The organism is Dactylosporangium siamense, from assembly GCF_016862795.1.
Taxonomy (GTDB): domain Bacteria; phylum Actinomycetota; class Actinomycetes; order Mycobacteriales; family Micromonosporaceae; genus Dactylosporangium; species Dactylosporangium siamense.
Map to the genome: position 1 here is coordinate 19,239 of NZ_BONQ01000094.1, position 23,160 is coordinate 42,398.

Consider the following 23,160-nt stretch of genomic DNA (forward strand, 5'->3'; position numbering starts at 1 on the left):
AGCTTGAGCGCGGGGGGTGTCATCACTTGATGCCGGTGAAGTTCAGCGATTGGACGAGGCGCTTGCCGAGGAAGATCAGCAGGAGCAGGACCGGCAGGACGGAAAGCGTGGAGGCGGCCATGAGGCCGGTCCAGTCCGGTTGGGTGTTGGGTGACTGCTGGAGGAACACGCCGAGCGCCACGGTGAGCACCCGGTTGTCCTCCCCGCGGCCGACGAGCAGCGGCCACAGGTAGTCCTTCCAGGCCCACACGGAGGTGGTGAGCCCGATGGTGATGAGCGGGCCGCGGCTCATCGGCAGGATGACCCGCCAGAAGATGCCCCAGCGGCCGGCGCCGTCGATGGTGGCGGCCTCCTCCACCTCGGCGGGCACGGAAAGGAAGAACTGCCGCAGGAAGAACACCGCGAAGGGGGTCATCAGCAGGGTCGGCGCGACCATGCCGGCGAACGTGTCGATCGCGCCGAGGCTGCGGACGAGCGAGAAGTTGGGCAGCAGGGTGAAGATGGGTGGCACCATCAGCGCCGCGACGACGACGCCGAAGAGCAGGTCCCGGCCGGGGAAGCGCAGGCGGGCGAAGGCGTAGCCGGCCATGGCGCAGCAGAAGGTCTGCACGCCCGCGATGAGCCCGCTGTAGATGATGGAGTTGAGGGTGTACCGCAGGAAGTTGATTTTCGCGCCGGAGCCACCGGCGTCGCGGGCCTTCTGCTCGTCGACGAGGCCGAGGACGCGCCAGAAGTTGATCATTGTGGGGTGCTTCGGCACGATGCCGGAGCTGTCGGCGTAGATGTCGGCGGCGGGGGTGAGCGCCGTGCGGACCATCCAGTAGAACGGCAGGATCGTGACGACGATGAACACGATCAGCAGGGTCCAGGCCAGCAGCCGGCCCGGCCGGAAACGGCGGGTCATCAGGTGAGGTCCGATCGTGAGGCGCGCAGCAGCCACATCTGCACGGCGGTCAGCAGGCCGAGGATCAGCACGAGCGCCATGGCGACCGCCGCCGCGTAGCCCATGTGGAAGTACGTGAAGGCCTGCTTGTAGATGTAGAGGTAGATGACCCGGGTGGCGCCGACCGGCACGACCTTCTCGGTGACGGCGACGGTGTCGAAGATCTGGAACGAGCCGATCAGCGACACCACGAGGACCAGCGCGAGGATCGGGCGCAGCAGCGGCAGCGTGATCCGGCGGAACATCCGGAACTCGCCGGCGCCGTCCAGTGACGCGCTCTCGTAGAGGTGCGGCGGGATCTGCAGCATGCCGGCGTAGAGCAGCAGCGCGGTGTAGCCGGTGTAGGCCCAGGTGTTGATGAGCGCGATGGACGGCATCGCGAGGTCCGAATTCTGCAGGAACCCCTGCGGCTCCCCGCCGATCGCGGACAGCAGGTGGTTGACGAAGCCGAGGTTGGTGTCCAGCATCCACATCCACAGCAGGCCGACGGTGACGTTCGGGACGAGCCACGGCAGCAGCAGCGTCGCGCGCAGCACGACCGAGCGGGTGAGCCGGTGCATCAGCGCGGCCAGGCCGAGGGCGAGCAGCGTCTGTGTGCCGATGTTGACGAGCACGTAGTAACCGGTGATCCGCAGCGACGTCCAGAACTGTGCGTCACTGATGAGCTTCGTGTAGTTGTCGGCGCCGACGTATGACGGGGTGTTGAGCAGGCTGTAGTCGGTGAGGGAGTACCAGACGCCGCGGACGGTCGGGTACAGGTAGAACACGGCGAAGCCGACCAGCACCGGCGCCAGGAACAGCCAGGCGACCCGCCGGTCGTCACGGTGACGGCGCGGGCCCCCGGCGACCGATCCAGGATCGATGGGCGGGCCCGATGCAGGCGGGGCGGTCACCGCCAGGGAGTTACGCATCGTCACGATCCGGCCTCGTTTCATTCATCGAAATTCGTCGAGTCTTGCGTCTTGCGGCGGGGGGTGGACGGCCGTTAATAATGATGAAGCTCAGAGAAAGTTTGTCAACACCTCCTCGTATCACGAACTCACATCCCGGAGGTTCAACCGATGCGTACCGCCCTGTGGCGGCGTCGCTCCGCGCTCGCCGCCGCACTCTGCACCGCCGCCGCCACGGCCGTGCTCGCCGTGGCGCCGCCCAGCGCCGCGGCACCCGCGGGCCCGCCAGCCCGCCCGGCAGCACCTGCGACGCCCAGCCCGTCGCTGACCGACCACCCGCTCACCGCCGCCCCGAGCCCCCTCGACAACCCGCTCAAGGGCTTCGCCCGCTTCTACTTCCCCGGCGACAACCAGAACTCCGGCTACCCGCGCTCCCTCGCGTGGAGCTACTTCGGGCTGTCCGAGGTCATGACCAGCGCCACGAACTGCGCCACCTACGACTGGTCGATCGTCGACAACGCGCTCAACGAGATCGCCTCCTACGGCAACCAGGCCGCCATCCGGCTGTACATGGAGTACCCCGGCGGCACCGGCAGCCATCCCGGAAACGCCATTCCGCACTGCTTCGACGGGCACGTCACGTATCGCAACAACACCTTCTGGGGCACGGTCTCCCCGGACTACGACAGCCCCTACCTGCTCAGCGCGGTGTCCAACTTCATCGCCGCGTTCGGCGCCCGCTACGACGGCGACCCGCGCATCGGGTTCATCAACCTCGGCCTGGTCGGCCTGTGGGGCGAGTGGCACACCTGGCCCTTCGACACCGACACCGCCGACGGCTACCCCAACCTGATGCCGACCGACGCCCACGGCGCGCAGGTCATCCAGGCGTTCGACACCGCGTTCAACAAGACCAAACTGGAGGTGCGCTACCCCGACTCAGCCGGCGGTGCCGCCAACACCCGCGACATCGGCTACCACGACGACTCGTTCTGCTACCGCGAAGGCTCACCACTGGCCGGGGTCACGCTGCCGCAGTCCATGGGCGGCGCCGACTACGCGCAGCTGCAACGCGCCCTGAACATGGGCGTGGAGAACAAGTGGATCACCAGCTCGATGGGCGGTGAGGTCCGCCCCGAGATCCAGAGCTCCGCGTTCAGCTCATGGCCCGGAGGATCCGGCCAGGTCGACAACATGAAGGCCTGCATCGAGCTCGAGCACACCACCTGGAAGATCAACCAGACCAGCCAGAGCTACTCCCCCACCGACCCGAACGTCGCCGCCGCCGTGCGCCTCATGGGCTACGACCTGTCCGCGACCCACGCGTACTACCAGAACACCGTCTCCGGCAGCACCGCGACCGTCGGCGTCACGCTCGCCAACAACGGCGTGGCCCCGTTCTACTACCCGTGGACGGTCACGCTCGGCCTCAAGGACTCCGCCGGCACGGTCGTGAAGACCTGGGACACCCCCTGGGACCTGCGCACCGTCCAGCCGCTGAAGATCCGCGCGTTCCCCGACTGGGGCGTCGGCGCCGACCCGACCTACCGCGACTTCGGCTACCCGCAGTACTTCCAGTCCGCCGTCAGCCTCACCGGCGTGGCGACCGGCTCCTACCAGCTGGTCATGCGGGTCAAGAACCCCCTCGAAGCCCTCAGCCCCGCGGCGAAGAAGCTGCGGTTCGGCAACACGACCCAGAACGCCGACGGCTGGCTCGGCCTCGGCGGCATCGGCGTCGGTACGACCGGCAGTGACACCACAGCACCGTCGACGCCGGGCGGGCTCGCCTCGCCGGCGAAGACGGCCAGCAGCGTCTCGCTGACCTGGACCGCGTCCACGGACAACGTCGGCGTCACCGGCTACCAGATCCTGCGCGGCGGCACCCAGGTCGGCACCGCCACCGGCACGTCCTACACCGACAGCGGGCTCAGTGCGTCGACCGCGTACACGTACACCATCCGCGCCTATGACGCCGCCGGGAACGTCTCGGCCGCGTCCAGCCCGCTCACCGTCACCACCAACGCGGGCGGCGGCACCGACACCACGGCACCGTCCACCCCGGCCGGGCTCGCCTCGCCGGCGAAGACCGCCAGCAGCGTCTCACTGACCTGGACCGCGTCCACGGACAACGTCGGCGTCACCGGCTACCGCGTCCTGCGCGGCGGCACCCAGGTCGGCACCGCCACCGGCACGTCCTATACCGACAGCGGGCTCACCGCGTCGACCGCGTACACGTACACCGTGCAGGCCTACGACGCGGCCGGGAACGTCTCGGCCGCCTCCAGCCCGCTGACCGTCACCACCAACGCGGGCGGCGGGGGCGGCGGGATCGGCCTGGACGACTTCGACGGCAACCCCGCCTACCCGTCGGCGGCGAAGAACGACCTGGCCAAGTGGACCGGCGGCAACTGCTTCCTCAACGGGGGCGGCAACGGCGTCGTCGCCGGTGGGGCGCTGACGCTGCAGTACAACAACTGCGGCTGGTTCGGCAGTGACGTCAACACCGACGTGTCCGCGTACACCTACCTCGTCGTGCGGATCAAGGGCAACGCCGGTGGCGAGCAGTCGCACTTCAACCTGAGCCTCGGCGGCACCACCAAGGTCTTCGGCGACTACACCCTCGACGGCGGCGGCCACCCCGCCATCACCACCGCCTACCAGGACATCAAGATCCCGCTCGTCGCCAACGGCATCAGCCGGACCAGCCCCGGCCAGCTCGCCATGGGCTTCTGGTACGGCGGCAACAGCAGCATCTCCATCGAGCACTTCTCCTTCACCAACTGACACACCGTGCCGGCGCCGTCCACTGTGGACGGCGCCGGCCCGCTCAAGTCGCCCAGGGAGAACGATGAACCGGACCCTCGCCGTCGTGCTCGCTCTCGCGCTGACCCTGACCCCCAGCGCGACCGCCCACGCCGCGGCACCCACGACCACCGCCACCTACACCGCTGACCTCGGCACCGTCTTCACCAACCCCGAACGCGGCTTCCACAACCGCTACGAGATCGTCGACGACCCGGCGGTCAACGACTACGCGAGCAACACGATCCCCGGCTTCAACCCCGACATGCTCGACCGCACCTTCGCCCGGGCGCGCACGAACGGCAACACGCTCATCCACAGCTACCTGCACCTCGACAAGTACCAGACCAGCGACCTGCCACCGGCCCTGCTGACCAACCTCGGCACCGGCCTCGCCGCGATCCGCACCCAGGGCATGAAGATCGTCCTGCGGGTCGCCTACGTCTGGGACGGCTACTCCGCCGTCACCGAACCGCAGATGGAACGGCACATCGACCAGCTCGCCCCGGTCCTGGCGGCCAACGCCGACGTGATCCTGCACCTGGAGGCGGGGTTCTTCGGCGCCTGGGGCGAGTGGCACTCCAGCCCGTACACCGCCTCGTCCGAGGAGAGCCAGGCACCGGTGCGCTACCGCCTGGTGAAGAAGCTGCTCAGCAGCACCCCGGCCAGCATGCCCGTGCTGATCCGCTACCCCATCTTCAACTACGAGTTCGCGCAGCGCACCACCCCACCGGCCGGCTGCCCGCTGCCGGACAACTGCCTCATGACCACGCAGGACAAGGACCGGCTCGGCTTCCACGACGACTGCTTCCTCGCCGACACCGCCGACATGGGCACCTACGACCAGAACTCGTGGCTCGGCTGGTTCGACGTGTCGGTCAAGAAGCAGTGGGTGTACGACATGGCCACCACCACCGGCGGCAACACGATGATCGGCGGCGAGACCTGCAACGCCAGCGGCGCCAACGACGCGGCCGGCGTCAACGCCCAGTACGAGCTGTCCCACCAGCACTGGACGGAGATCAACGAGGACTACGCCCCGGTCAACACCGACATCTGGAAGGCCGCGCACCTCGCCGCGTCCGGAAACGACCCGGCGGAGACGCTGTTCACCCGCATCGAACGCAAGCTCGGCTACCGGTTGCGCCTGCAGGACGCCACCTACACCACCCAGGCCGTCGCCGGCAGCGCGTTCACGTTCGCCGCGCACCTGTCCAACGACGGCTACGCAGGCATCATCAAGCCCCGCCCGGTGTTCCTGGTCTTCGACAACGGCGCTTCCCGCTACAACGTGCCGCTGACCGGCCTCGACCCGCGCACCTGGCGGCCCGGCGCGGTCACCGTCCCCACCCAGACGGTGACGCTGCCGGCGATGACCGCGGGCACGTACAAGCTCGCCCTGTGGCTGCCGGACCAGGCCACCGGACTGCGCGGTAACCCCGCCTACTCGGTCCGGCTCGCCAACACCGGCACCTGGGACGCGGCCAAGGGTTACAACGTGCTCACCAACGCCATCACCGTCGGTTCCTGCACTTCGGATTGCGTACCGCCGTCCGCGCCGACCCTGACCGCCGGTGCCGTGACAGCCACCTCGGTGTCGCTGTCCTGGACCGGCGCGACCGACAACGTCGGCGTCACCGGCTACCAGGTCCGCCGGGACGGGGTCGTCGTCGGCACGGTGACCGGCACGACCTTCACCGACAGCGGTGTGCCGGCGGGTTCGCACGCGTACACGGTCACCGCCCGCGACGCGGCCGGCAACGAGTCCACGGCCAGCAACACCGTCACGGTCGGCGTCGGCTGCACCGACTGCGCGGCCCCGTCGACCCCGTCCGGGCTGGCGGTCACGGGCACGACCACGACATCGATCTCGCTGTCCTGGACCGCCGCCACGGACAACGTCGGCGTCACCGGATACCAGGTCTTCCGCAACGGTACGCAGGTCGCCTCGCCGACGGGCACCTCCTACACGGACTCCGGCCTGGCGAGCGGCTCGTATTCGTACACCGTGAAAGCCAGGGACGCGGCCGGCAACGTCTCCGCCGCGTCGGCGCCGCTGACCGCCACGACGGCCACCCCGCCACCGGTCGGCCTGGTCCTCGACGACTTCGACGGCACCCCCGCCTACCCCTCGGCCGCCAAGAACGACCTGGGCCGGTGGACCGGCGGCAACTGCTTCGGCAACGGCGGCGGCAACGGTGCCGTCTCCGGCGGGGCGCTCGCCCTGCAGTACAGCAACTGCGGCTGGTTCGGCAGCGACGTCGGCACCGACGTGTCCGCGTACACCTACCTCGTCGTGCGCGTCAAAGGCGCCGCCGGCGGCGAGCAGTCCCACTTCAACCTCAGCCTCGGCGGCACCAGCAAGGTCTTCGCCGACTACACCCTCGACGGCGGCGGGCATCCCGTGCTGACCACCGCCTACCAGGACATCAGGATCCCGCTCGTCGCCAACGGCATCAGCCGCACCAGCCCCGCCCAGCTCGCCATGGGCTTCTGGTACGGCGGCACCGGCGCCATCACCATCGACAGCATCTCCTTCCAGTAAGGGTCACGGACCGCCCGTGCGTGGGAAGCCTCGGCCACCCACGCACGGGCGGGACGCGTCAGGACAGCAGCGCGAACGTCGCGGTCGACTCGCAGGCGACGCCGCCCGTGTTGCGGTACCCGGCGTAGACGCCCGTCGTGGTCCCCTGCCGCTGGTAGAACGTCGTGAGGACGCTGACCTGGCACGGCCCGGCCGCGGTGACGCTCGGGGCCGCGCCGGCGACGATCACCCTCGTGCCGGCCGGCACCCCGGGGACCCCGATGTTGTACGGTCCGCCGGCCGGCACCTCGGGCACCGCCACGGTGGTGTCGACGCCGAGCGCCACATGCCGCAACGTTGCGCTGCACGCGACCGTGCCGACGTTGGTGGCCCGGTACGAGAACTCGTACTCCCCGTCCGGCTGGGTCCGGTACTGCGTGCTCACCTCGATCGCGCAGCTGCCGGACGCCGGCTGCGACGGCAGCACCCCGACGGCGTAGACGGTGCCTTCGGCGTCCGCGTTGTTCCAGTGCCACGACCGGGACTGGCCGGCGGCCAGGGTGCCGGTCGAGGACTCCCGGAACCTGGTCAGCTTCGCCAGCCACACCGTCGCCTGGCACCGCAGCACCGAGTCGCCCTCGATCTCCAGGTGGAACTCCCGCTCCCCGGACGCGTTGCGCTGATACCACGTGCGCCGCACCTCCAGGTGACACTTCGCCCCCGGGACGTCGGCGCCGGACACCTCCAACCCGGCCGCGTAGGCATCGGAGTTGGCGTTGTTCCACCAGACGTGTTTGACCTGCTGCGGCTCGAACACCCCCGCGCTGAACGAGAAGAACGTCGTCGCCGCGGCCGCCGTCCCTGGCGTCGCCATCAGGCCGCCCAGGGCGACCAGGAGCACTCCCAGCCCCGCGACGACCCGTGTCATCCATGACCGTAAATCAACCATGGCGCCATGGTTCCATCCGGCGTCCACCCCGGGACTCGGCCTCGTCAGATCAGACCCCGGCCTCGTCAGTTCAGGCCCCGGCCTCGTCAGATCAGGCCCCAGCCGAAGTAGCGCCGGTGCCAGGTGTCGTCCGGGTCGGACCGACGCCCGCCGCAGGGCCGCGGCCACCCTCCCGGCTGAGAGAGCGCTCTCTATCGACCGATAGAGTGCCGCTGGGTATCGTCCGTCGAACGGAGCCACCTTCATGAACGGCCTGATCGAGCGCATCGCCGTCCCGTTCACCGGTGATGGCAGCGGGGAGGGGCCCCTGAGCTGGGGCCAGCAGTCCATCTGGAAGGAGATGGCAATATCCGGCAGCTCACTGGCGCTGGGCGCCGTCAGGGACCTCGAGCCCGGCGCGACGGTGGACCAGTACGTCGAGGAGTACCGGTTCTACCTGAGCCGGTTCCCGTCGATGCGCACCCTGTTGCGCTTCGCGCCGGACGGCGCTGTCACGCAGGTCGTGTGGGACTCGGGGACGGCCCACATCGAGGTGTACGAGGCGGTCGACCGCGACCCGGCCGCCGTCGCCGCCGAGGTGAGCGCGCAGTACTACTTCGTCCCGTTCGACTACGAGCGGGAATGGCCGATGCGGATGGCGCTCGTCCGGCAGGCCGGGGCGCTGACCCACCTGGTGGTGGCGATCTCGCACCACGCCGCCGACCCGACGGCCGCGATGGCCATGTTCGAGGATCTGACCAACCGCGACCCCGTGACGGGCGAGCCGCCGCGACCGCCCGGCCTGCAGCCACTGGAGCAGGCACGGCTGCAGCAGACACCGTCGGCGCTGCGCCAGAACGAGGCCGCGCTGCGGTACTGGCAGACGCAGCTGCGGGCGCTGCCGTCCCCGCGCCTTCCACAACCGGCCGGCGATGCGGCGGCGGAGCACCGCTACTGGGAACTGGACCTGCTGTCCCCTGCCCTGTACCAGGCCCTTCGCGCCGTCGCCGCCCGGCTCGGTGTGACCACGACGCCGGTCCTGTACGCGGCGTACGCGGAGGCGCTGGGCCACGCGACGGGAACCACCCGGGTGGCCACGATGATCACGGTGAACAGCAGGTTCCGGCCCGGCCTGGCCGACGCCGCCGGCCACATGAGCCACCACGGCCTGTGCACGCTCGACCTCGCCGACGGCGGGTTCGACGACCTCGTGCTGCTGGCCCGGCGCCGGCTGCTCGCCGCGCACAAGCACGCGTACTACTCGCAGGTCGACCTCGACCGGATCATCGCCGACGTCAGCCGTGAGCACGGCCTCAGCTTCGACCACCTGTGCCTGTTCAACAACCGCCGCTCCGAGGACGGCCCCATCGAGACGGTGCCGACCGCGGCGGACGTGCGCGCCGCCGGTCCGACCACGCTGGAGTGGCGCGAGCTCCCGGACCTCCACAAGCCCCTGATGGTCCACATCAACGACGCCGCCGACGCCCTCAGCGTGCGGGCGCAGCTCAACACCACCGCCATCAGCCGCGACGACCTGACCGCACTGCTGCGCCGGATGGAGGCGACCGTGGTCGACGCGGCGCTGTATGCTGGTGCGGAACCAGCTCCCCAATGATGGCCCGCACGCGCCGAGAAGCGTGCCCCACATGAGTCTTGAACACAGGAGCGGATCCGCTCCCGCACGGTGAGTCCGGCGATCCGGGTGCGGACCTCGCAGGAGATCCGGTCGACCCGACGACCCCGCCGGCACCGATGCTGGGGACATCTCGTCGCCGCGCCGCTCTGGCCGATGCACGGCGCCAACCTCGGCACGCTGCTGCGCACCTGCGACGCCGTCGGCGCGTGCCTCGCCGTGCCCCGCTTCGGGTGGGTGGACGAGGCGCTCGCCCGCGGCAACACGCTGCGGCAGCCGTCCTGCGTCCACCGGGTCGGCAGCCCGCTGCGATGGCTCGCCGACGAGCGCCGGGCGGGCGCGCACATCCTCGGCGTCGAACTTGCCGACGAGGCGGTCCGGCTCGCCGAGCTGCCCGTCGCGCGGCGCCGGACCGTCATGGTGCTCGGACACGAGGCCACCGGGATCCCGCCGGAGGCGCTGGACCTGCTCGACGGCGCCGTGGAGATCCCGATGGTCGGCACCGGCCAGAGCCTCAACGTCGCCGTGGCCGGGTCGCTGGTGCTGTACAAACTCGCGGGTCTGCTGTGAGCGCCCGCGCTGCGCCGGACCTGCCCTGCGCATAGCCTGGGGGTGACGTTGACGACCCCGGCGGTACGCGCCTGTCGGTGCCGCCGCCGCGACCGATGAGAGGTACCGATGCCGAACCTCATGGTGGACTACATCATGTCCCTCGACGGCTACGGAGCCGCCGACGGCTGGCCCGGTTACTGGGGCCTGGAAGGGCCGGAGTACCTGGCCTGGCTCGACGGGCAGGAGGAGCACACGGCGCTCATGGGCGCGACGACGTATCGGCTGATGTCCGAGTTCGCCGGGAAGATGCCAGACGAGCCCAGCTTTGCGGCGTTGACGGCGCAGCCGAAGGTGGCATTCTCCGCCAGCCTCGAGGCGCCACTGTCGTGGGACAACACGACGCTGGTCGGCGGTGACGCGGTCGAGGCGGTGCGGGCGATGAAGCAGGACGCCGAGCTGCCCATGCGCACCATCGGCAGCCTCAGCCTGAGCCGGTCGCTGCTCAAGGCCGGCCTGGTCGACCGGTACCGGGTCGTCGTCTTCCCGGTGATCACCGGCGCCACCGGACGTGACCGTCTGTTCGACGGATACCCGGACATCACCCTGGAGCTGGTGCACCACCACACGTTCGACGGCCGGCTGCAGCTGCTCGAATACGTGCCCACCGTGCTCGACGGGCCGCCGAGCGGTCAGGGCTAGCGGCTCTCCCGCTCGATCGTGGCCGCCGCCTTGATCCTCCCCCGCTACCGGCCCTCGCCCTGCCGGTGCGCCGCGCGCTCGCCGGCGAGCAGCGCGAAGAGCACCAGCAGGCCACCGATCACGACGTTCACCCAGACGACGAACTCGCGCTCCGATCCGGTCGGGGCGAGCGCGACACCGGCCGTCACGGTCGCCACGGCGACCACGGCCATGCCGATGCGGGCCGCGCGCTGCGCACCGGTCCGCGTAGCCGGGTGCAGGCCGCTGAGCCGGTCCCGCCGCCGCAGCACCGACCACAGGATGACCAGCGCGCCGGTCGCGCCGCCCGCTCCGGCGAGAAGCATCGGCACGCCCATTGCGGGAAGGCCGCCCGTGACCGCGCCGGCGCCGCGCCAGGCCATCAGCCCGAAGATCACCACTGCCCCGCCGTGCAGGGCGACACTGCGGTGCAACCGGCGCCGGCCGGCGCGAGACGATGCATCGTGCACGAGCGCCATCACGGTCCTCCATCGCAGATGCCGCCCATCGTACGGCCGACGGGAGTGCGTCGGCCCCAACCAGCCCGGTCCGACCGCCCGCGATCTACGGGAATCGGGCGGTGAACGCGGCCCGCACCGGGGCGCCTTTCGCGGTGTCCAGTACCGCGAACACCACATCGTCGAAGCACCCGGCGCTGTCGGCCAGTGCGTCGGCGAACGCGGCGGCCACCGCGTGCGGATCGTTGCGGAACACGCCGCAGCCCCAGGCGCCGAGCACCAGGCGCCGATGGTTGTGGGCGGCCGCCACGGCGAGCACCCGCCGGGCCCGGACGGCGAGGGCGGCCGTGACCTTCCCGGCGCGGCTAGCCGGCAGGGCGCCGCGGTTGGGCGCGGCGGCGGTCAGGAACGAGACATGGTACGGGCGTTCCAGCAGCCGGCCGTCGTCATCGCGGAAGACCGGGACGCGGGGTGAATGGATCACGCTGTCGCTGTAGACGTTGTCGGTGCGGGACCGGTGGTACGTGTAGAACTGCGGCGCGGCGTTGAGACAGCTGAACAGCGCCGACGCGCGGGCGATGCCCTCTTCCTGGGCCTGGGCTCCGGTGCGGAAGCCGCCGCCCGGGTGCTTCGCGGAGGCGAAGACGAGCGCGGCCACATCGCCGTCACCGGCCAGCCGGCGACTGGCCGCCAACGTGCTCTCGTCGGTGACCGACACCTCGGGCGGCGGGCCGCTGGATGGACGCGCCGGAAGGTCCTGCCCGGGCTGGTACAGCCGGGTGCCGGCGACCGCCTCGCGTATCCCGGCGGTCAGGTCGACACGTCCGCCGCCGGGGGCGCGATAGCCGCCGGCATGGAGAATCTGCATCGTTTCGCCGGCCAGGTCCCGCAGTTTCGCACTCACGCCAACCGATTCTGTCCGACTGCGCCCGCCCCGGCGACCCGATATCGATGCCACCAGTGCCCGCCGTCGACACCCTGATGGCGGTCGTCGCCCTCGAGGCCACCTGACATTGTCACCCGCCGTTCACCGCCCGGCCGTCATCGCGGATCCTGCGGGTGATCTGGCCGGCGATAGCCTCCCGGCATGGCGGTTTTCTCGGATGTCGACGTCTTCCTGAGCTGGTTCGCCGGGCTCGACGGCGTGTTCGACGCCCCGCCGCCGGACGGCGACCCGGTCGACCTGCTGGCGCACGGTCTGCAGTGCGCCGACGTCCTGCGCGCCAGGCACCCCGCCGACCTCGGCCTGCAGCTCGCCGGGCTGGTCCACGACATCGGCCACGCCGTGAGCGAGGACGATCCCGACCACGCGCGCACCGGCGCCGACGCGGTGCGCGCGCTCCTCGGCGACCGCGTCGCCGACCTCGTCGGGCTGCACGTGGAGGCGAAGCGCTACCTGGCCGCGACCGAGACGTACGCGCTGTCGCCGGCCAGTTCCCTCAGCCTGAGCCGGCAGGGCGCCGCGATGACCGGACCGGAGGCGGAGCGGTTCGCCGAGCGCCCCGAGGCGGCCGCCGCGATCGCGCTCCGACGCGCTGACGAGGCGGCGAAAGAGGTCGGCCGGGTCGTGCCCGGCCTGGAGACCTGGGCCCCTCGGCTGCGCGATTACGCGAACCGCGACCACGCCGACCGGGCCGCACCTGACGCGCCGTAGGCAGCCTGGCGCGGAGTGGATGGGATCACCGCCGCTCAGCGGCCAACTCCCAGTGGAACGGGATGGAACGTCCTTGGGGTGATCGGTCCTCGCCCGAAGGGAGCAAGCCTTGAAACTTCGACACGCCGTCGTCGCGGCGCTGGTCTGCCTGGCATCGTCGGCGGTCGCGGTGCTCGCGGCGCCGCAGCCGGCGAGCGCCGCCGGCATCGTGCCCGGCGCAGTCCTCAAGCTGGTGAACATCGGCAGCGGCAAGTGTTTCCTGCCGGTGCCGCAGGGCGACTCGAACGGCCTGCCCGTGCAGCAGCAGACGTGCCAGCAGGGTTCCGCCGTGCAGCAGTGGATTTTCGAACCGCTCGGCATCGTGATCTTCAACGACGGGGAGGCCCCCTGGTACTGCCCCGGCTGCATCGACCTGGGCGCCGAGGGCTACTTCATCTCGAACCTGGCCACCGGCAAGTGCCTGGACGCCCGCGACGGCTCGCGCAGCGACTGGTCCGTCGTGCAGCAGTGGACCTGCCGGGACAAGCACGCCCGGAGCATGGTCTGGTACGTCGAGCCCGGCGCTCTGACCACCACGTTCAGGGTCCGCAACTTCAACAGTGACCTGTGCCTGGACGTGGCGTCGGGCTCATCGGACGACGGTGCGCAGCTGCAGCAGTACCACTGCACGTCGGGCAACCCGGCCCAGAACTTCTACCAGACCTGAACCTCGTCGCACCGGGCCGCGGGACCGTGGGGTCGTTCCGTGGCACGGTGCGACGTCGGGTCACAGGGTCACGACGGTGCCGGTGGTTCGGGCGTGTTCGGCGGCCCAGACCACGCGGTGCGAGGCGAGGCTGGTGGTCAGGTCGGAGCTCAGCAGGGACGGGTCTCCCGCGGCGACCGCGGCCAGGAACGCCTCCACCAGGCCGGCGTCGCCGCCGTCGTGGCCGGCACCCGCGTGGCCGCCGGAACCGTGCGTGTCGACGGTCTCCGTGCGGCCGGTGCGGAAGTCGGTCACGTGCAGCAGGCGGCCGTCGCCGTCGACGCTGCCGTGGGTGCCGAACAGGCGGGTCTGGCGGCGTTGCATGGGCGTGAACGCGGTCATGGTGAACGTGGCGGTCACGCCCGTGTCGTACTGCAGCGCCACCACCTGGTGGTCGACCACGTCGTTGTCGCAGTCGTAGACACACCGGCCGTAGGGGCCGTCGCGCAACGCCAGAAGCACTGAGGACAGGGTCCGCGCCGGGGTGACCGCGTTCAGCGGCCAGTCCTCGCCGTCGTCCAGGCAGCGGGTGTACAGGCGGACCGCCGAATACGGGCACGACGGTTCCACCGCGCAGGACAAGCACCGGTCGCCCGCGCCGGCCGGGCGGTGCTCGGGGCGGAAGTGGGCGAGCCCGCCGAAGGACGCCACCGAGCGGGGGGTGGCGCCGACGACGTACGCCAGCCAGTCCAGGTCGTGGCAGGACTTCGTCAGCAGCATCGGCCCGGAGTCGGCGGTGCGGCGCCAGTTGCCGCGGACGAACGAGTGCGCCTGGTGCCACCAGCCGACCGGCTCCAGGTGCTGGACGCTGACGAGGTCGCCGATCCGGCCCGCATCCAGCAGCGAACGCAGCGCCCGGGTGTAGTCGGTGTACCGCAGCACGTGGCACACCGCCCCGATCACCCCCGCCGCGGCGACGGCGTCGGCGATCTGCCGGGCCTCCGGCTCGGTCGGCGCCATCGGCTTCTCCAGCAGCAGGTGGTACCCCTGCCCGGCGAGCGCCACGGCCGGCTCGACGTGCAGCCGGTCCTGCGTCGCGATCACGGCCACGTCGGCGAGGCGCCCGGCCGCCGCCAGCGACTCCCAGCCGGTGAACACCGGCACCGGACCGTGTTCGAGGGCGAACGCGGCCCGGCGGGTGGGGTCGGGCTCGGCCACGGCCACGATCCGGCCGAGTCCGCTCGCCACGGCCAGGCGGGCATACGCGCTCCCACGGAGGCCCGCGCCGACCACCGCGATCGTGACGGGCTTGCGATTCCCCCCGGACTTTGTAAACTCCATAGCAATATTGGTGGGGATGCCGGCAGCACACGTCAAGGGGGGCCACTGTGACAGATCAGGTCATCGCGGGCACCGACCTGACCCGGCTGCGCGAGCTGAACTCGCTGACGATCGTCAGCGCCCTGCGCGACCAGCCGCCGGCCACCGTCACCGAGCTCGCCAAACTGACCGGACTGTCCCGGCCCGCGGTCGACGTCATCGCCCAGGGGCTCGTCACCGGCGGCTGGGCAACGGTCGTCGAGCCGGACGGCAGCAGCGTCGTCGGCCGGCCCGCCCGCAGATACCGGTTCCGCGCCAGCGCCGGGCACGTCATCGGCGTCGACGTCGGCGCCCACAAGATACTGGCGCTCCTCGCGGACCTCGACGGCACCGTCGTGCACACCGCGCGCAGGTCCGTCGCCGCCGACGCCAACGCGAGCGAGCGGCTCGCCGCCCTCGACGACGTGCTCGCCGTCTGCCTGTCGGAGTCGGGCAAGACCGCGCAGGACATCTGGGCCGTGACCGCCGGTGTCACCGGCCCGGTCGACGCGACCGGCAAGACGACCCTGTTCGCGGTGCTGCCCGGCTGGCAGACCGTCGACCTCGCCGCGCACCTCAGCAACCGGTTCACCTGCCCGATCATCGTGGAGAACGACTGCAAGCTCGCCGCGCTCGCCGAGCGCTGGCAGGGCTCGGCCCGCGACGCGAACGACATCGTGTTCCTCCTCGCCGGCATGCGCATGGGTGCGGGCCTCATCATCGACGGGGTCCTGCGCCGCGGCTTCGGCGGCGCGGCCGGCGAGATCGGCGCGTTGAAGGCCGTCCGCTGGCTGTCCGCGCCGGCGCACCTGCAGGGCTGCCCGGGCGTGCCGACCACGGTGGGCCCCGACGACGCCGCGGCCTGGACCTTCAACGCCGCCCGCGACGGCAACCGCGACGCCCGCGCCGCGGTGAACCGCTACGTCAAGGACATCGCCGTCGGCACCGCCGCGCTGGTCCTCGCCCTGGACCCGCAGGTCGTCGTGTTCGGCGGCGGTTTCTCCCGCTCCGCCGACCTCGTGCTGGACCCGCTGCGACGGGAGTTGCAGAAGTTGTGCCTGCGGGTGCCGGACGTGCGGGCCTCGACGCTCGGCGCCGACAGCGTCGCACTCGGCGCGCTGCGCCTGGCGCTCAACGAGGTCGACCGGCGCCTGTTCACCGTCGGGCTCAGCGCGCCGCCCGCCGCCCCGCGCCGGGAGGAGAGCCCGGCTCAGAGCAACGAGGTCGCCGGGACGAAGGTGTAGCCCAGCTGCTGGATGCCTTCCACGAGTTCGGGAAGGTACTGCAGGCCGAGGAACGGGTGGTAGAAGAAGCTCGCCACGTTGTCCCGCACGACCAGCTGCCGCTTCGCCGAGGCGATCAGGTCCGGGGCGAGCCGCACGCCGTGCTGGTTGAACCGCTGCGTGGCGACGTTGCCGAGGGTCTCCGGGATCACCGGCGTGCCGTAGGGGTCGTCGACCACGTACGGGAAGAACTGGCTGACCGAGCTGCTGCCGGTGGGCGTACCGGTCAGCACTCCGGAGAAATACAGCACCTGCTCGTAGCGGGCCCGGATGCCGGGGGCCGTGGAGATCGCGCGGTAGTCCACGGCGCTGGCGGTGTAGTGCGGGAACTCCCAGATGTCCGAAGGCGTCAGGCCGGCCGCGGTCCACTCCTGCCGGGCGGCGGCGAGCCGGCCGAGCGCCCACTCCGCCGAGTCGTCCGGGACCGGGCCGTCCAGGGCCACCGTGCCGTCCGGCTCGACGTGGGAGCGGTAGAACTCGTAGTCCTCAGCGCTGACACCGTACGGGTTCTTCACCCCCGCGAGGCCGTGGGTGTAGCCGTGCATGAGCAGCGTGCCGCCGTGCTCGACCATGTACCGCAGCGCCGCCACGACGTCGGGGGCCTGGCTGAGCGTGCGGTGCACCGGGACCCCGCCGGAATACACGCCGGCCGCGTCGTCGTACACGGCGAACACCGCCACCGAGAACGGCACGCCCCGGGCGGACAGGAAGTCGGCGATGGTGCGCAGCTGCGCCGGGTCGGAGTGCGGGCCGACGTCCTCGATCCGCACGAGCGCCCGGTGCCGTTGCGGGGCGCCCGGGTCGAGCAGGTCGAACAGGAGGTCGGCGAGGATGAGGTACCGGTCGTCGAACGACACGTAGGTCAGCGGCACCTCGGTCAGGTACGTGAGCGCGCCGGCCCGCACCGCGTAGGGCGTGACGCCCCCGTCCGGCAGGACCGCGTCCGCGAGCGTGGTCGCGGTGCCAGGGCTGAGCCCGACCCGGACCATCGCGCCGGCGGCGGCGTTTCGGGTCAGCTCGGTGCCGTGATACCGGATCGTGGTGACCGCGGCGTCGTTGACCGCCGCGGTCTCCAGCCCCGTGACGCCGTGCTTCTCGATGAGCTGCCAGATGTTCGCGCCCAGCCACAGCACGGGTGCGCCGGCGGCGACGTCGGTCAGGAACGCGTCGGGCAGCGGCTCGTCGTAGGTCGACCCGATGTAGATCGTCAGCCGGTGCCGGGCGGCGCTGCCGGCCGTGTAGCGCGTGACCGGCTGCGCCTCCCACTTGTCGAAGTGGGAGGCAAGGTTGCCGGCCTGGACGGCGTACAGCTCCCCCAGCGAGCCGAACTCGCCGGTGGTGTCGTACAGGACGAGGACGCCGGACGCCGGTGGGCGGGACGCTGCCCCCGGCGGCGGCGTGCTCTTCGGATCGCCGCTGCACGCGGCGATCAGGACCAGCGCGAGGATCGCGGCGCAGAGCCGCCGGACCATCGCCTCCCGCCTACCCATTGCCTCCACGGTAGTTGGCGGACGGTCCGGCCGGCCCCGATTCGCCAACCCCGGATCAGGCCAGCAGCCACCACGCGACCGGCACCCCGCCGGCGGGTGCGGCGATGTTGAGGTGCAGGCGCAGCTGACCGGTCGCCGGGTCCGGGACCGCCGCCTTCACGAACGCGGCGGTGTTGCGCTGGGCGAGGGCGAACGCCCGGGTCGAGGCGTAGAGGTGCAGGCCGGACACGGTGACGCTGTTGGCGCCGGCCGGGACCGTCGTGGTGCCGCTGCGGCTGAACTGTGCCTGGCCGCGCACGGACAGGGCGGTCTTGCCGTACTCGTCGGGTGCGGAGGCGACGACCGCGACGCCGCCAGGCCCGCCGGCGATGCCGATGACGCCGTAGCCGATGTCGGTGCGGCCGATGAGACCGTTGCCGTTCGAGGAGAAGCCGATGACGCCCGCGTCGAAGCCGTCGGCGTCGACGGCGACGGTCGCGGTGTTGCGCACGTCGAGCGTGGCGTCGCCGGAGGTCGAGCGCAGGACGGTGGTGTCGGCGCCGGCGTTGTTGTCCGCGCCCTGCACGACGGGATCGCCGGTTGCGGCGGCGGCCGGGCCGGTGGTGGTGACGGCGGCGGCGACCGCGGCCACACCACCGGCCCCCGCTCCGGTGAGGATGCCGCGGCGGCTGAGCCGGTTCGTTGAGTTCTGCTGGACCATGACGTGCTCCCCCTTGTGTCGTGGATCAACGCGACCCAGTGTCGGACCGCGGAAAGCGGAGTTCGAGCACCTATCCGTCATTGATATCGGTAAATCACGGTTGCTTGCGTTTTCAACGAATAGCATTCTTCTGCGCGGCGAGATCATTCTTATCCGAACGACTCTGCCCAGCTCGGCCGGCTGCTGTGATGTTCGTCCGGGCGGACTGTTACCGGTCAAGTGGGCGGCGGCGGTGCCGATGGTGGGCCCATGACCTTCCGTGGCCGACGTGCGTTTCGTTTCCTGGCGTTGCTCATCCTGGCGACCCAGGCGGCGTTCCTCGGCCTCGGCGTCCGACCCGCCGCCGCGGCCGGGCCGGACGCGGTGGTCACCGACGCCGGCTGCACCACGAACTCCCTCGGCCGCAGCGACGACGGCTCGTCCGGCCAGGTGCCGCTCGGGTTCCCGGTCAACTTCTTCGGCACCACGTACAGCGGTATGTTCGTCAACAACAACGGCGACGTCACGTTCGGCAGCGCGTACTCCGGGTTCTCCGGACTGAACCTCGCCGCGTTCGGCAACCCGATCGTCGCGGTCGCGTTCTTCGACGTCGACACCCGCGCACCCGCCACGACCCCGGTGTCGCACGGCCCGATCACCTACGCGGGCCGGCCCGCGTACTGCGTCAACTGGGTCAACGTCGGCTACTTCAGCAACGGCGCCGACCGGCTCAACAGCTCCCAGCTGATCCTCGTCGACCGGTCGGAGACCGGCGCCGGCAACTTCGACCTGGTGATGAACTACGACCGGCTCGCGTACGAACCGGCCGGCGGGCTGACCGTCGGCTACTCCAGCGGCACGGCCACCTACGTGCACCCGGGCTCCGGGGTCCCGGGCGCGCTCGTCGACGCGAACACCACCACGGGCCTCATCCGCAACAGCGGTGGCAGCGGGCACCTCGGTCGCTACGTGTACCAGGTCCGCGGCGGGCAACCCACACCGCCAGGCGGGCAGTCCATCGACTTCCCGGCGCCCGGCGACGTCACCTACGGCGGCGCGCCGTTCCCGGTGAGCCCCACCGCGACGTCCGGCCTGCCGGTCACGCTCACCGCCGCCGGCGCGTGCACCGTGGCCGCCTCGACCGTGACCGTCACCGCCGTCGGCACCTGCACGCTCACCGCCAACCAGCCCGGCGACGGCACGTACACCGCGGCCGCACCGGTGACCCGGACGTTCCAGGTCACGAAGGCGCCCGTGTCCGTTTCGCTCGCGGGGCTCGCGCAGACCTACGACGGCACCGCCCGCGCGGTCACCGCGACCACCGACCCGGACCCGGGCAACGGCGTCATGGCGGTCACCTACGACGGTTCGGCGCTGCCACCGACCGCCGCCGGCAGCTACCCGGTGCTCGGGGTGTACACGTCGCCCACGCACGACGGCACCGCCGCCGGCACCCTCGTCGTGGCCAGGGCCGCGCAGACGATCGCGTTCCCCTCGTTCTCCGCCCGCAGATACGGCGACAACGCCCTGCGCCTGGAGGCGTCCGCCGACTCCGGCCTGCCCGTCCGGTACGACACCACCGGACCCTGCACGGCGTCCGGCGGCACGCTGACCGTCACCGGGGTCGGCCAGTGCACCGTCACCGCGTCGCAGGCCGGCGACGCCAACCACACCGCCGCCACCCCGGTCGCCAGGTCCTTCGCCATCGCCAAGGGCGCCGTCACGATCAGCCTCGACGGCCTTTCGCAGGTGTACGACCAGGCCTCCCGACCCGTCACCGCAACCGTCGAGCCGGCGGGTGCCGGTGCCGCCAGCATCACCTACGACGGGTCCGCCACGCCGCCCACTGCGGCAGGCACGTATCGGGTCGTCGCGACCGTCGACGGCCCCCGGTACCAGGGCAGCCTCACCGCCACGCTGACCATCGCCCCGGCCGCGCAGGCGATCGAGTTCGCCGACCTGGCCGCGGCCACCTTCGGCGACGCGCCACGGGCCCTGACCGCCCGCGCCTCGTCGGGCCTGCCGGTCACGTTCACCGCCACGGGAAGCTGCGAGGTGCGGACGGCCGCGGTGGCCTACGTGCGCGGCGGTGCGTGTGTGGTCACCGCGCACCAGGCCGGCGACGCGAACCGGGCCGCCGCGACCGCCGTGGCCCGCTCGGTGGACGTGGCACGGGCGGTGCAGTCGGTAACCCTCACCGCGCCGCGGCGGCTCACCGTCGGGGGCGCCGCGGATACCGTCGCCGCCACCTCGAACGCGGGACTGCCGGTGTCGCTCACCGCGTCCGGCGGCTGCACGCTGAGCGCCGCGCTCCTCGCGCCGCAACACGCCGGCACCTGCACCGTGACCGCCGCCCAACCCGGCGACGACTCCTGGCTCCCGGCGGCCGCCGCGACCGCCACGACGCCCGTCTCACCTGGCACGGCCACCCTGCACGTCACCGGCCTGGCGCAGGTCGCCGACGGCGCGCCGCACGCGGCTGTCGCTTCGACGGCACCGACCGGGCTGACCGGGGTCACCGTCACCTACGACGGGCTCACCACGGCGCCTTCGGCCGCGGGCACGTTCCGGGTCGTCGCCGCGCTCGACAACCCCGACTGGGTCGCGGTGCCGGTGGTCGCCCGGCTGTCCCTGACCCAGCCGGCCGCCGCGCCGGTGACCGACCCGGCGACCGGGGCCCGGCCGGCACCCGCGCCCGGCGCGGCGCTGTCCACCGTGGGCGGCAGGCCGGCCGCGGTCACCCTCGCACCGGCCGCCGGCGGCGGGGTCACGCTCACCGGCGACGGGTTCACCGCGGCGGTCGCCGCGATCGGCGCGGACAGCACCCGGCAGCCCCTCGACACCGACGGCAGGCTCGTCGTGGACCGGGCGCACCAGGTGTCCGTGTCGATGACCGGGTTCGCTCCGAAGACCCGCACCGACGTGTGGCTGTTCTCCGACCCGGTCCTGATCGGGTCGGAGACCACCGACGAGCACGGCGCCGTCGAGGCCCGGCTGGCGGTGCCGGCGTCGCTGCCGACCGGTCAGCACGCGCTGCAGGTCAACGGGGTCACCGCCACCGGCGCGCAGCGGTCGGTGAGCGTCGGACTGCTGCTCGTCGACGAACCGGCCGTGACGCCTGCGGTGACCGTCCCGGCCGGTGCGGACCGGCGGCCGGCCGTCGCGGCGCCCGCACCGGCCGTCGACGCCGACCCCCTCGCCGCGCTGCCCGAGTACATCCCGGCGGCGCACGCCGACGCGGTCGTCACCACCACCGTCGCGGGGTTCACGCTGCTCGCCATCACCGCCGGCGCCGGCAGCGTCGCCGTGGCGGGCGGTACATCTTCACGCGGCGCCTCCCCGACTTCGCGGAAGGCTGGCAAGATCGTTTCCGGGTCGGCCAAGCACTTCAAGGAGCAGTGGGAGGGCACGGGCCGCGGCGACCGCTCGTTCACCTGGCGGCTGCTGCCGGGCGGATGGCTCGACAAGCGCAGCCTCGCCCTGCCGCAGCGCATCGCGCCGGTCTCGCCGCTGCTGGCGCGGATCCTCACCGACGGCTCGTACCTGCGCGCGATGCTCGGCGGTGCCTGGTGGGCGATGCCGGCCGCCGGCGCGGTCCTCGGCGCCGTGACCGCGGTGCGGAGCCACGGCTCGCCGCTGCCGTCCGCCGGGCTCATGCTCGCCCTCGTCGTCCTCGGCATCTTCGACGCGGTCGCCGGCCTGGCCGCCGCCGCGACCTTCGCCGCCATCGTCGCCGTCTCGGGTGGCATCGGCTCGACGGACTCCCTGCGCCTGCTGCTCGGCGTGTGCGCGCTGTGGTTCGCGATCGCGCTGCTCGCCGGCGTCGTCCGCCCGTTCCGCCGGCCCACGCCGCGGCGCGGCCTGGACTGGTGGACCCGCGGCGCGGACGTGCTCATCGCGTCGCTCATGGGCGGCTGGGCGGTGCAGAAGAGCATCGGCGCCCTGAACGGCCTCGCCGGGCACGAACTGCCCCTCGCCGGCTCCGCGAACCGGATCGCGCTCGCCGCGCTCACCGCGATCGCCACCCGGATCGTCCTGGAGTCCGTCGCCGGCTGGGCCTACCCGGAGCGCCTGCGCGCCGTGCGCCCGGAGAAGCTGCCGAAATCCGGCAAGCTCCAGCGGCTCGCCGCCATCGGCCTGCGCGCCGTGCTGTTCGTCTTCGTGACGGTCGCGTTCCTCGGCACCCCATGGCAGCTCTGGGTCGGCACGGCCCTGTTCATCGTGCCGCAGGTGCTCAGCGTCTACGAGGACGCGTTCCCGAACCGGCCCCAACTGTTCCGGTTCCTGCCGAAGCGCATCATCAAGACGGTCTTCATGATGCTCGTCGGCACCCTGTCCGGCCTGGCCCTCGCCTGGCTCCTGGACGACCCGGCCGCGCGCGTCGTCAACGGCTTCGTCCTGCTCTCCCTGCCCGGCCTCGCCTTCTCGCTCATCGAACTGTTCGGCCGCGAAGGCGACGAACGCGAACAGTCCTGGCCCCGCGAGCTCGCCGGCGGCGCGGTCGTCGCCGTCGGTATCGCCGCCGCCCTCGGCGTGTTCTCGTGACAGGGTCCCCGGGGCGGC

Annotated in this window: 17 protein-coding genes; 9 read left to right on the forward strand and 8 right to left on the reverse strand. The window is 71.8% G+C overall.

The genetic code is table 11. From position 1 onward, the window contains the following. Nucleotides 1-22: 22 nt before the first annotated feature. On the reverse strand, nucleotides 23-904 hold the full coding sequence (locus tag Dsi01nite_RS30535; RefSeq protein WP_203849764.1) for a carbohydrate ABC transporter permease: 882 nt from the start codon (nucleotides 902-904) through the stop codon (nucleotides 23-25). Continuing rightward, complete coding sequence (locus Dsi01nite_RS30540; protein ID WP_203849804.1) at nucleotides 904-1,854, reverse strand: carbohydrate ABC transporter permease; 951 nt, start codon at nucleotides 1,852-1,854, stop codon at nucleotides 904-906. The genes Dsi01nite_RS30535 and Dsi01nite_RS30540 overlap by 1 nt, the downstream gene beginning before the upstream one ends. Before the next feature lie 150 nt (nucleotides 1,855-2,004). Between Dsi01nite_RS30540 and Dsi01nite_RS30545 the strand changes: the two genes are divergently transcribed. After that, nucleotides 2,005-4,617: a fibronectin type III domain-containing protein gene (locus tag Dsi01nite_RS30545; protein ID WP_275423427.1), complete on the forward strand. Its 2,613-nt coding sequence runs from the start codon at nucleotides 2,005-2,007 to the stop codon at nucleotides 4,615-4,617. 64 nt (nucleotides 4,618-4,681) lie between these two features. Continuing rightward, nucleotides 4,682-7,180 (forward strand): DUF4832 domain-containing protein, encoded by a 2,499-nt coding sequence (locus Dsi01nite_RS30550; RefSeq protein WP_203849765.1) that lies wholly within the window; start codon nucleotides 4,682-4,684, stop codon nucleotides 7,178-7,180. 58 nt (nucleotides 7,181-7,238) lie between these two features. Here the strand turns inward: Dsi01nite_RS30550 and Dsi01nite_RS30555 are convergent, their stop codons facing one another. Next, nucleotides 7,239-8,087 (reverse strand): hypothetical protein, encoded by an 849-nt coding sequence (locus Dsi01nite_RS30555; RefSeq protein ID WP_203849766.1) that lies wholly within the window; start codon nucleotides 8,085-8,087, stop codon nucleotides 7,239-7,241. A 265-nt stretch (nucleotides 8,088-8,352) separates the two neighbouring features. Here Dsi01nite_RS30555 and Dsi01nite_RS30560 point away from each other — a divergent pair, with 265 nt between their 5' ends. The 3 genes from Dsi01nite_RS30560 to Dsi01nite_RS30570 all read left to right on the forward strand — a co-directional run bounded on the left by Dsi01nite_RS30560 (nucleotide 8,353) and on the right by Dsi01nite_RS30570 (nucleotide 10,971). After that, nucleotides 8,353-9,702: a condensation domain-containing protein gene (locus tag Dsi01nite_RS30560; protein WP_203849767.1), complete on the forward strand. Its 1,350-nt coding sequence runs from the start codon at nucleotides 8,353-8,355 to the stop codon at nucleotides 9,700-9,702. 69 nt (nucleotides 9,703-9,771) lie between these two features. After that, nucleotides 9,772-10,290: a TrmH family RNA methyltransferase gene (locus tag Dsi01nite_RS30565; RefSeq protein WP_203849768.1), complete on the forward strand. Its 519-nt coding sequence runs from the start codon at nucleotides 9,772-9,774 to the stop codon at nucleotides 10,288-10,290. A 108-nt stretch (nucleotides 10,291-10,398) separates the two neighbouring features. Then, complete coding sequence (locus tag Dsi01nite_RS30570; RefSeq protein WP_203849769.1) at nucleotides 10,399-10,971, forward strand: dihydrofolate reductase family protein; 573 nt, start codon at nucleotides 10,399-10,401, stop codon at nucleotides 10,969-10,971. A 44-nt stretch (nucleotides 10,972-11,015) separates the two neighbouring features. Here the strand turns inward: Dsi01nite_RS30570 and Dsi01nite_RS30575 are convergent, their stop codons facing one another. Together Dsi01nite_RS30575 and Dsi01nite_RS30580 are read right to left on the reverse strand one after the other, a co-directional pair. Next, nucleotides 11,016-11,468, reverse strand: coding sequence for a hypothetical protein (locus Dsi01nite_RS30575; RefSeq protein WP_203849770.1), 453 nt, complete (start codon nucleotides 11,466-11,468; stop codon nucleotides 11,016-11,018). Nucleotides 11,469-11,553: 85 nt separating this feature from the next. Then, on the reverse strand, nucleotides 11,554-12,351 hold the full coding sequence (locus Dsi01nite_RS30580) for a TIGR02452 family protein (RefSeq protein WP_203849771.1): 798 nt from the start codon (nucleotides 12,349-12,351) through the stop codon (nucleotides 11,554-11,556). A 183-nt stretch (nucleotides 12,352-12,534) separates the two neighbouring features. On the opposite strand from Dsi01nite_RS30580, the gene Dsi01nite_RS30585 reads away from it, so the two are divergent. Then, nucleotides 12,535-13,101 carry an HD domain-containing protein gene (locus tag Dsi01nite_RS30585; RefSeq protein ID WP_203849772.1) on the forward strand — a complete coding sequence of 189 codons (567 nt, stop codon included), beginning with the start codon at nucleotides 12,535-12,537 and terminating at the stop codon, nucleotides 13,099-13,101. A gap of 109 nt (nucleotides 13,102-13,210) precedes the next feature. After that, on the forward strand, nucleotides 13,211-13,807 hold the full coding sequence (locus Dsi01nite_RS30590; RefSeq protein ID WP_203849773.1) for an RICIN domain-containing protein: 597 nt from the start codon (nucleotides 13,211-13,213) through the stop codon (nucleotides 13,805-13,807). Nucleotides 13,808-13,867: 60 nt separating this feature from the next. On the opposite strand, the gene Dsi01nite_RS30595 is transcribed toward Dsi01nite_RS30590, so the two are convergent. Next, nucleotides 13,868-15,127: a Gfo/Idh/MocA family protein gene (locus tag Dsi01nite_RS30595; RefSeq protein ID WP_203849774.1), complete on the reverse strand. Its 1,260-nt coding sequence runs from the start codon at nucleotides 15,125-15,127 to the stop codon at nucleotides 13,868-13,870. Nucleotides 15,128-15,174: 47 nt separating this feature from the next. Between Dsi01nite_RS30595 and Dsi01nite_RS30600 the strand changes: the two genes are divergently transcribed. Next, nucleotides 15,175-16,389 (forward strand): ROK family transcriptional regulator, encoded by a 1,215-nt coding sequence (locus Dsi01nite_RS30600; protein WP_203849775.1) that lies wholly within the window; start codon nucleotides 15,175-15,177, stop codon nucleotides 16,387-16,389. Here Dsi01nite_RS30600 and Dsi01nite_RS30605 read toward each other — a convergent pair. Further along, nucleotides 16,356-17,918: a DUF2334 domain-containing protein gene (locus Dsi01nite_RS30605; protein ID WP_203849776.1), complete on the reverse strand. Its 1,563-nt coding sequence runs from the start codon at nucleotides 17,916-17,918 to the stop codon at nucleotides 16,356-16,358. The genes Dsi01nite_RS30600 and Dsi01nite_RS30605 overlap by 34 nt on opposite strands. 55 nt (nucleotides 17,919-17,973) lie before the next feature. Next, on the reverse strand, nucleotides 17,974-18,618 hold the full coding sequence (locus Dsi01nite_RS30610) for a hypothetical protein (protein WP_203849777.1): 645 nt from the start codon (nucleotides 18,616-18,618) through the stop codon (nucleotides 17,974-17,976). Nucleotides 18,619-18,867: 249 nt separating this feature from the next. On the opposite strand from Dsi01nite_RS30610, the gene Dsi01nite_RS30615 reads away from it, so the two are divergent. Continuing rightward, nucleotides 18,868-23,142 (forward strand): MBG domain-containing protein, encoded by a 4,275-nt coding sequence (locus Dsi01nite_RS30615; RefSeq protein ID WP_203849778.1) that lies wholly within the window; start codon nucleotides 18,868-18,870, stop codon nucleotides 23,140-23,142. Nucleotides 23,143-23,160: the final 18 nt, after the last annotated feature.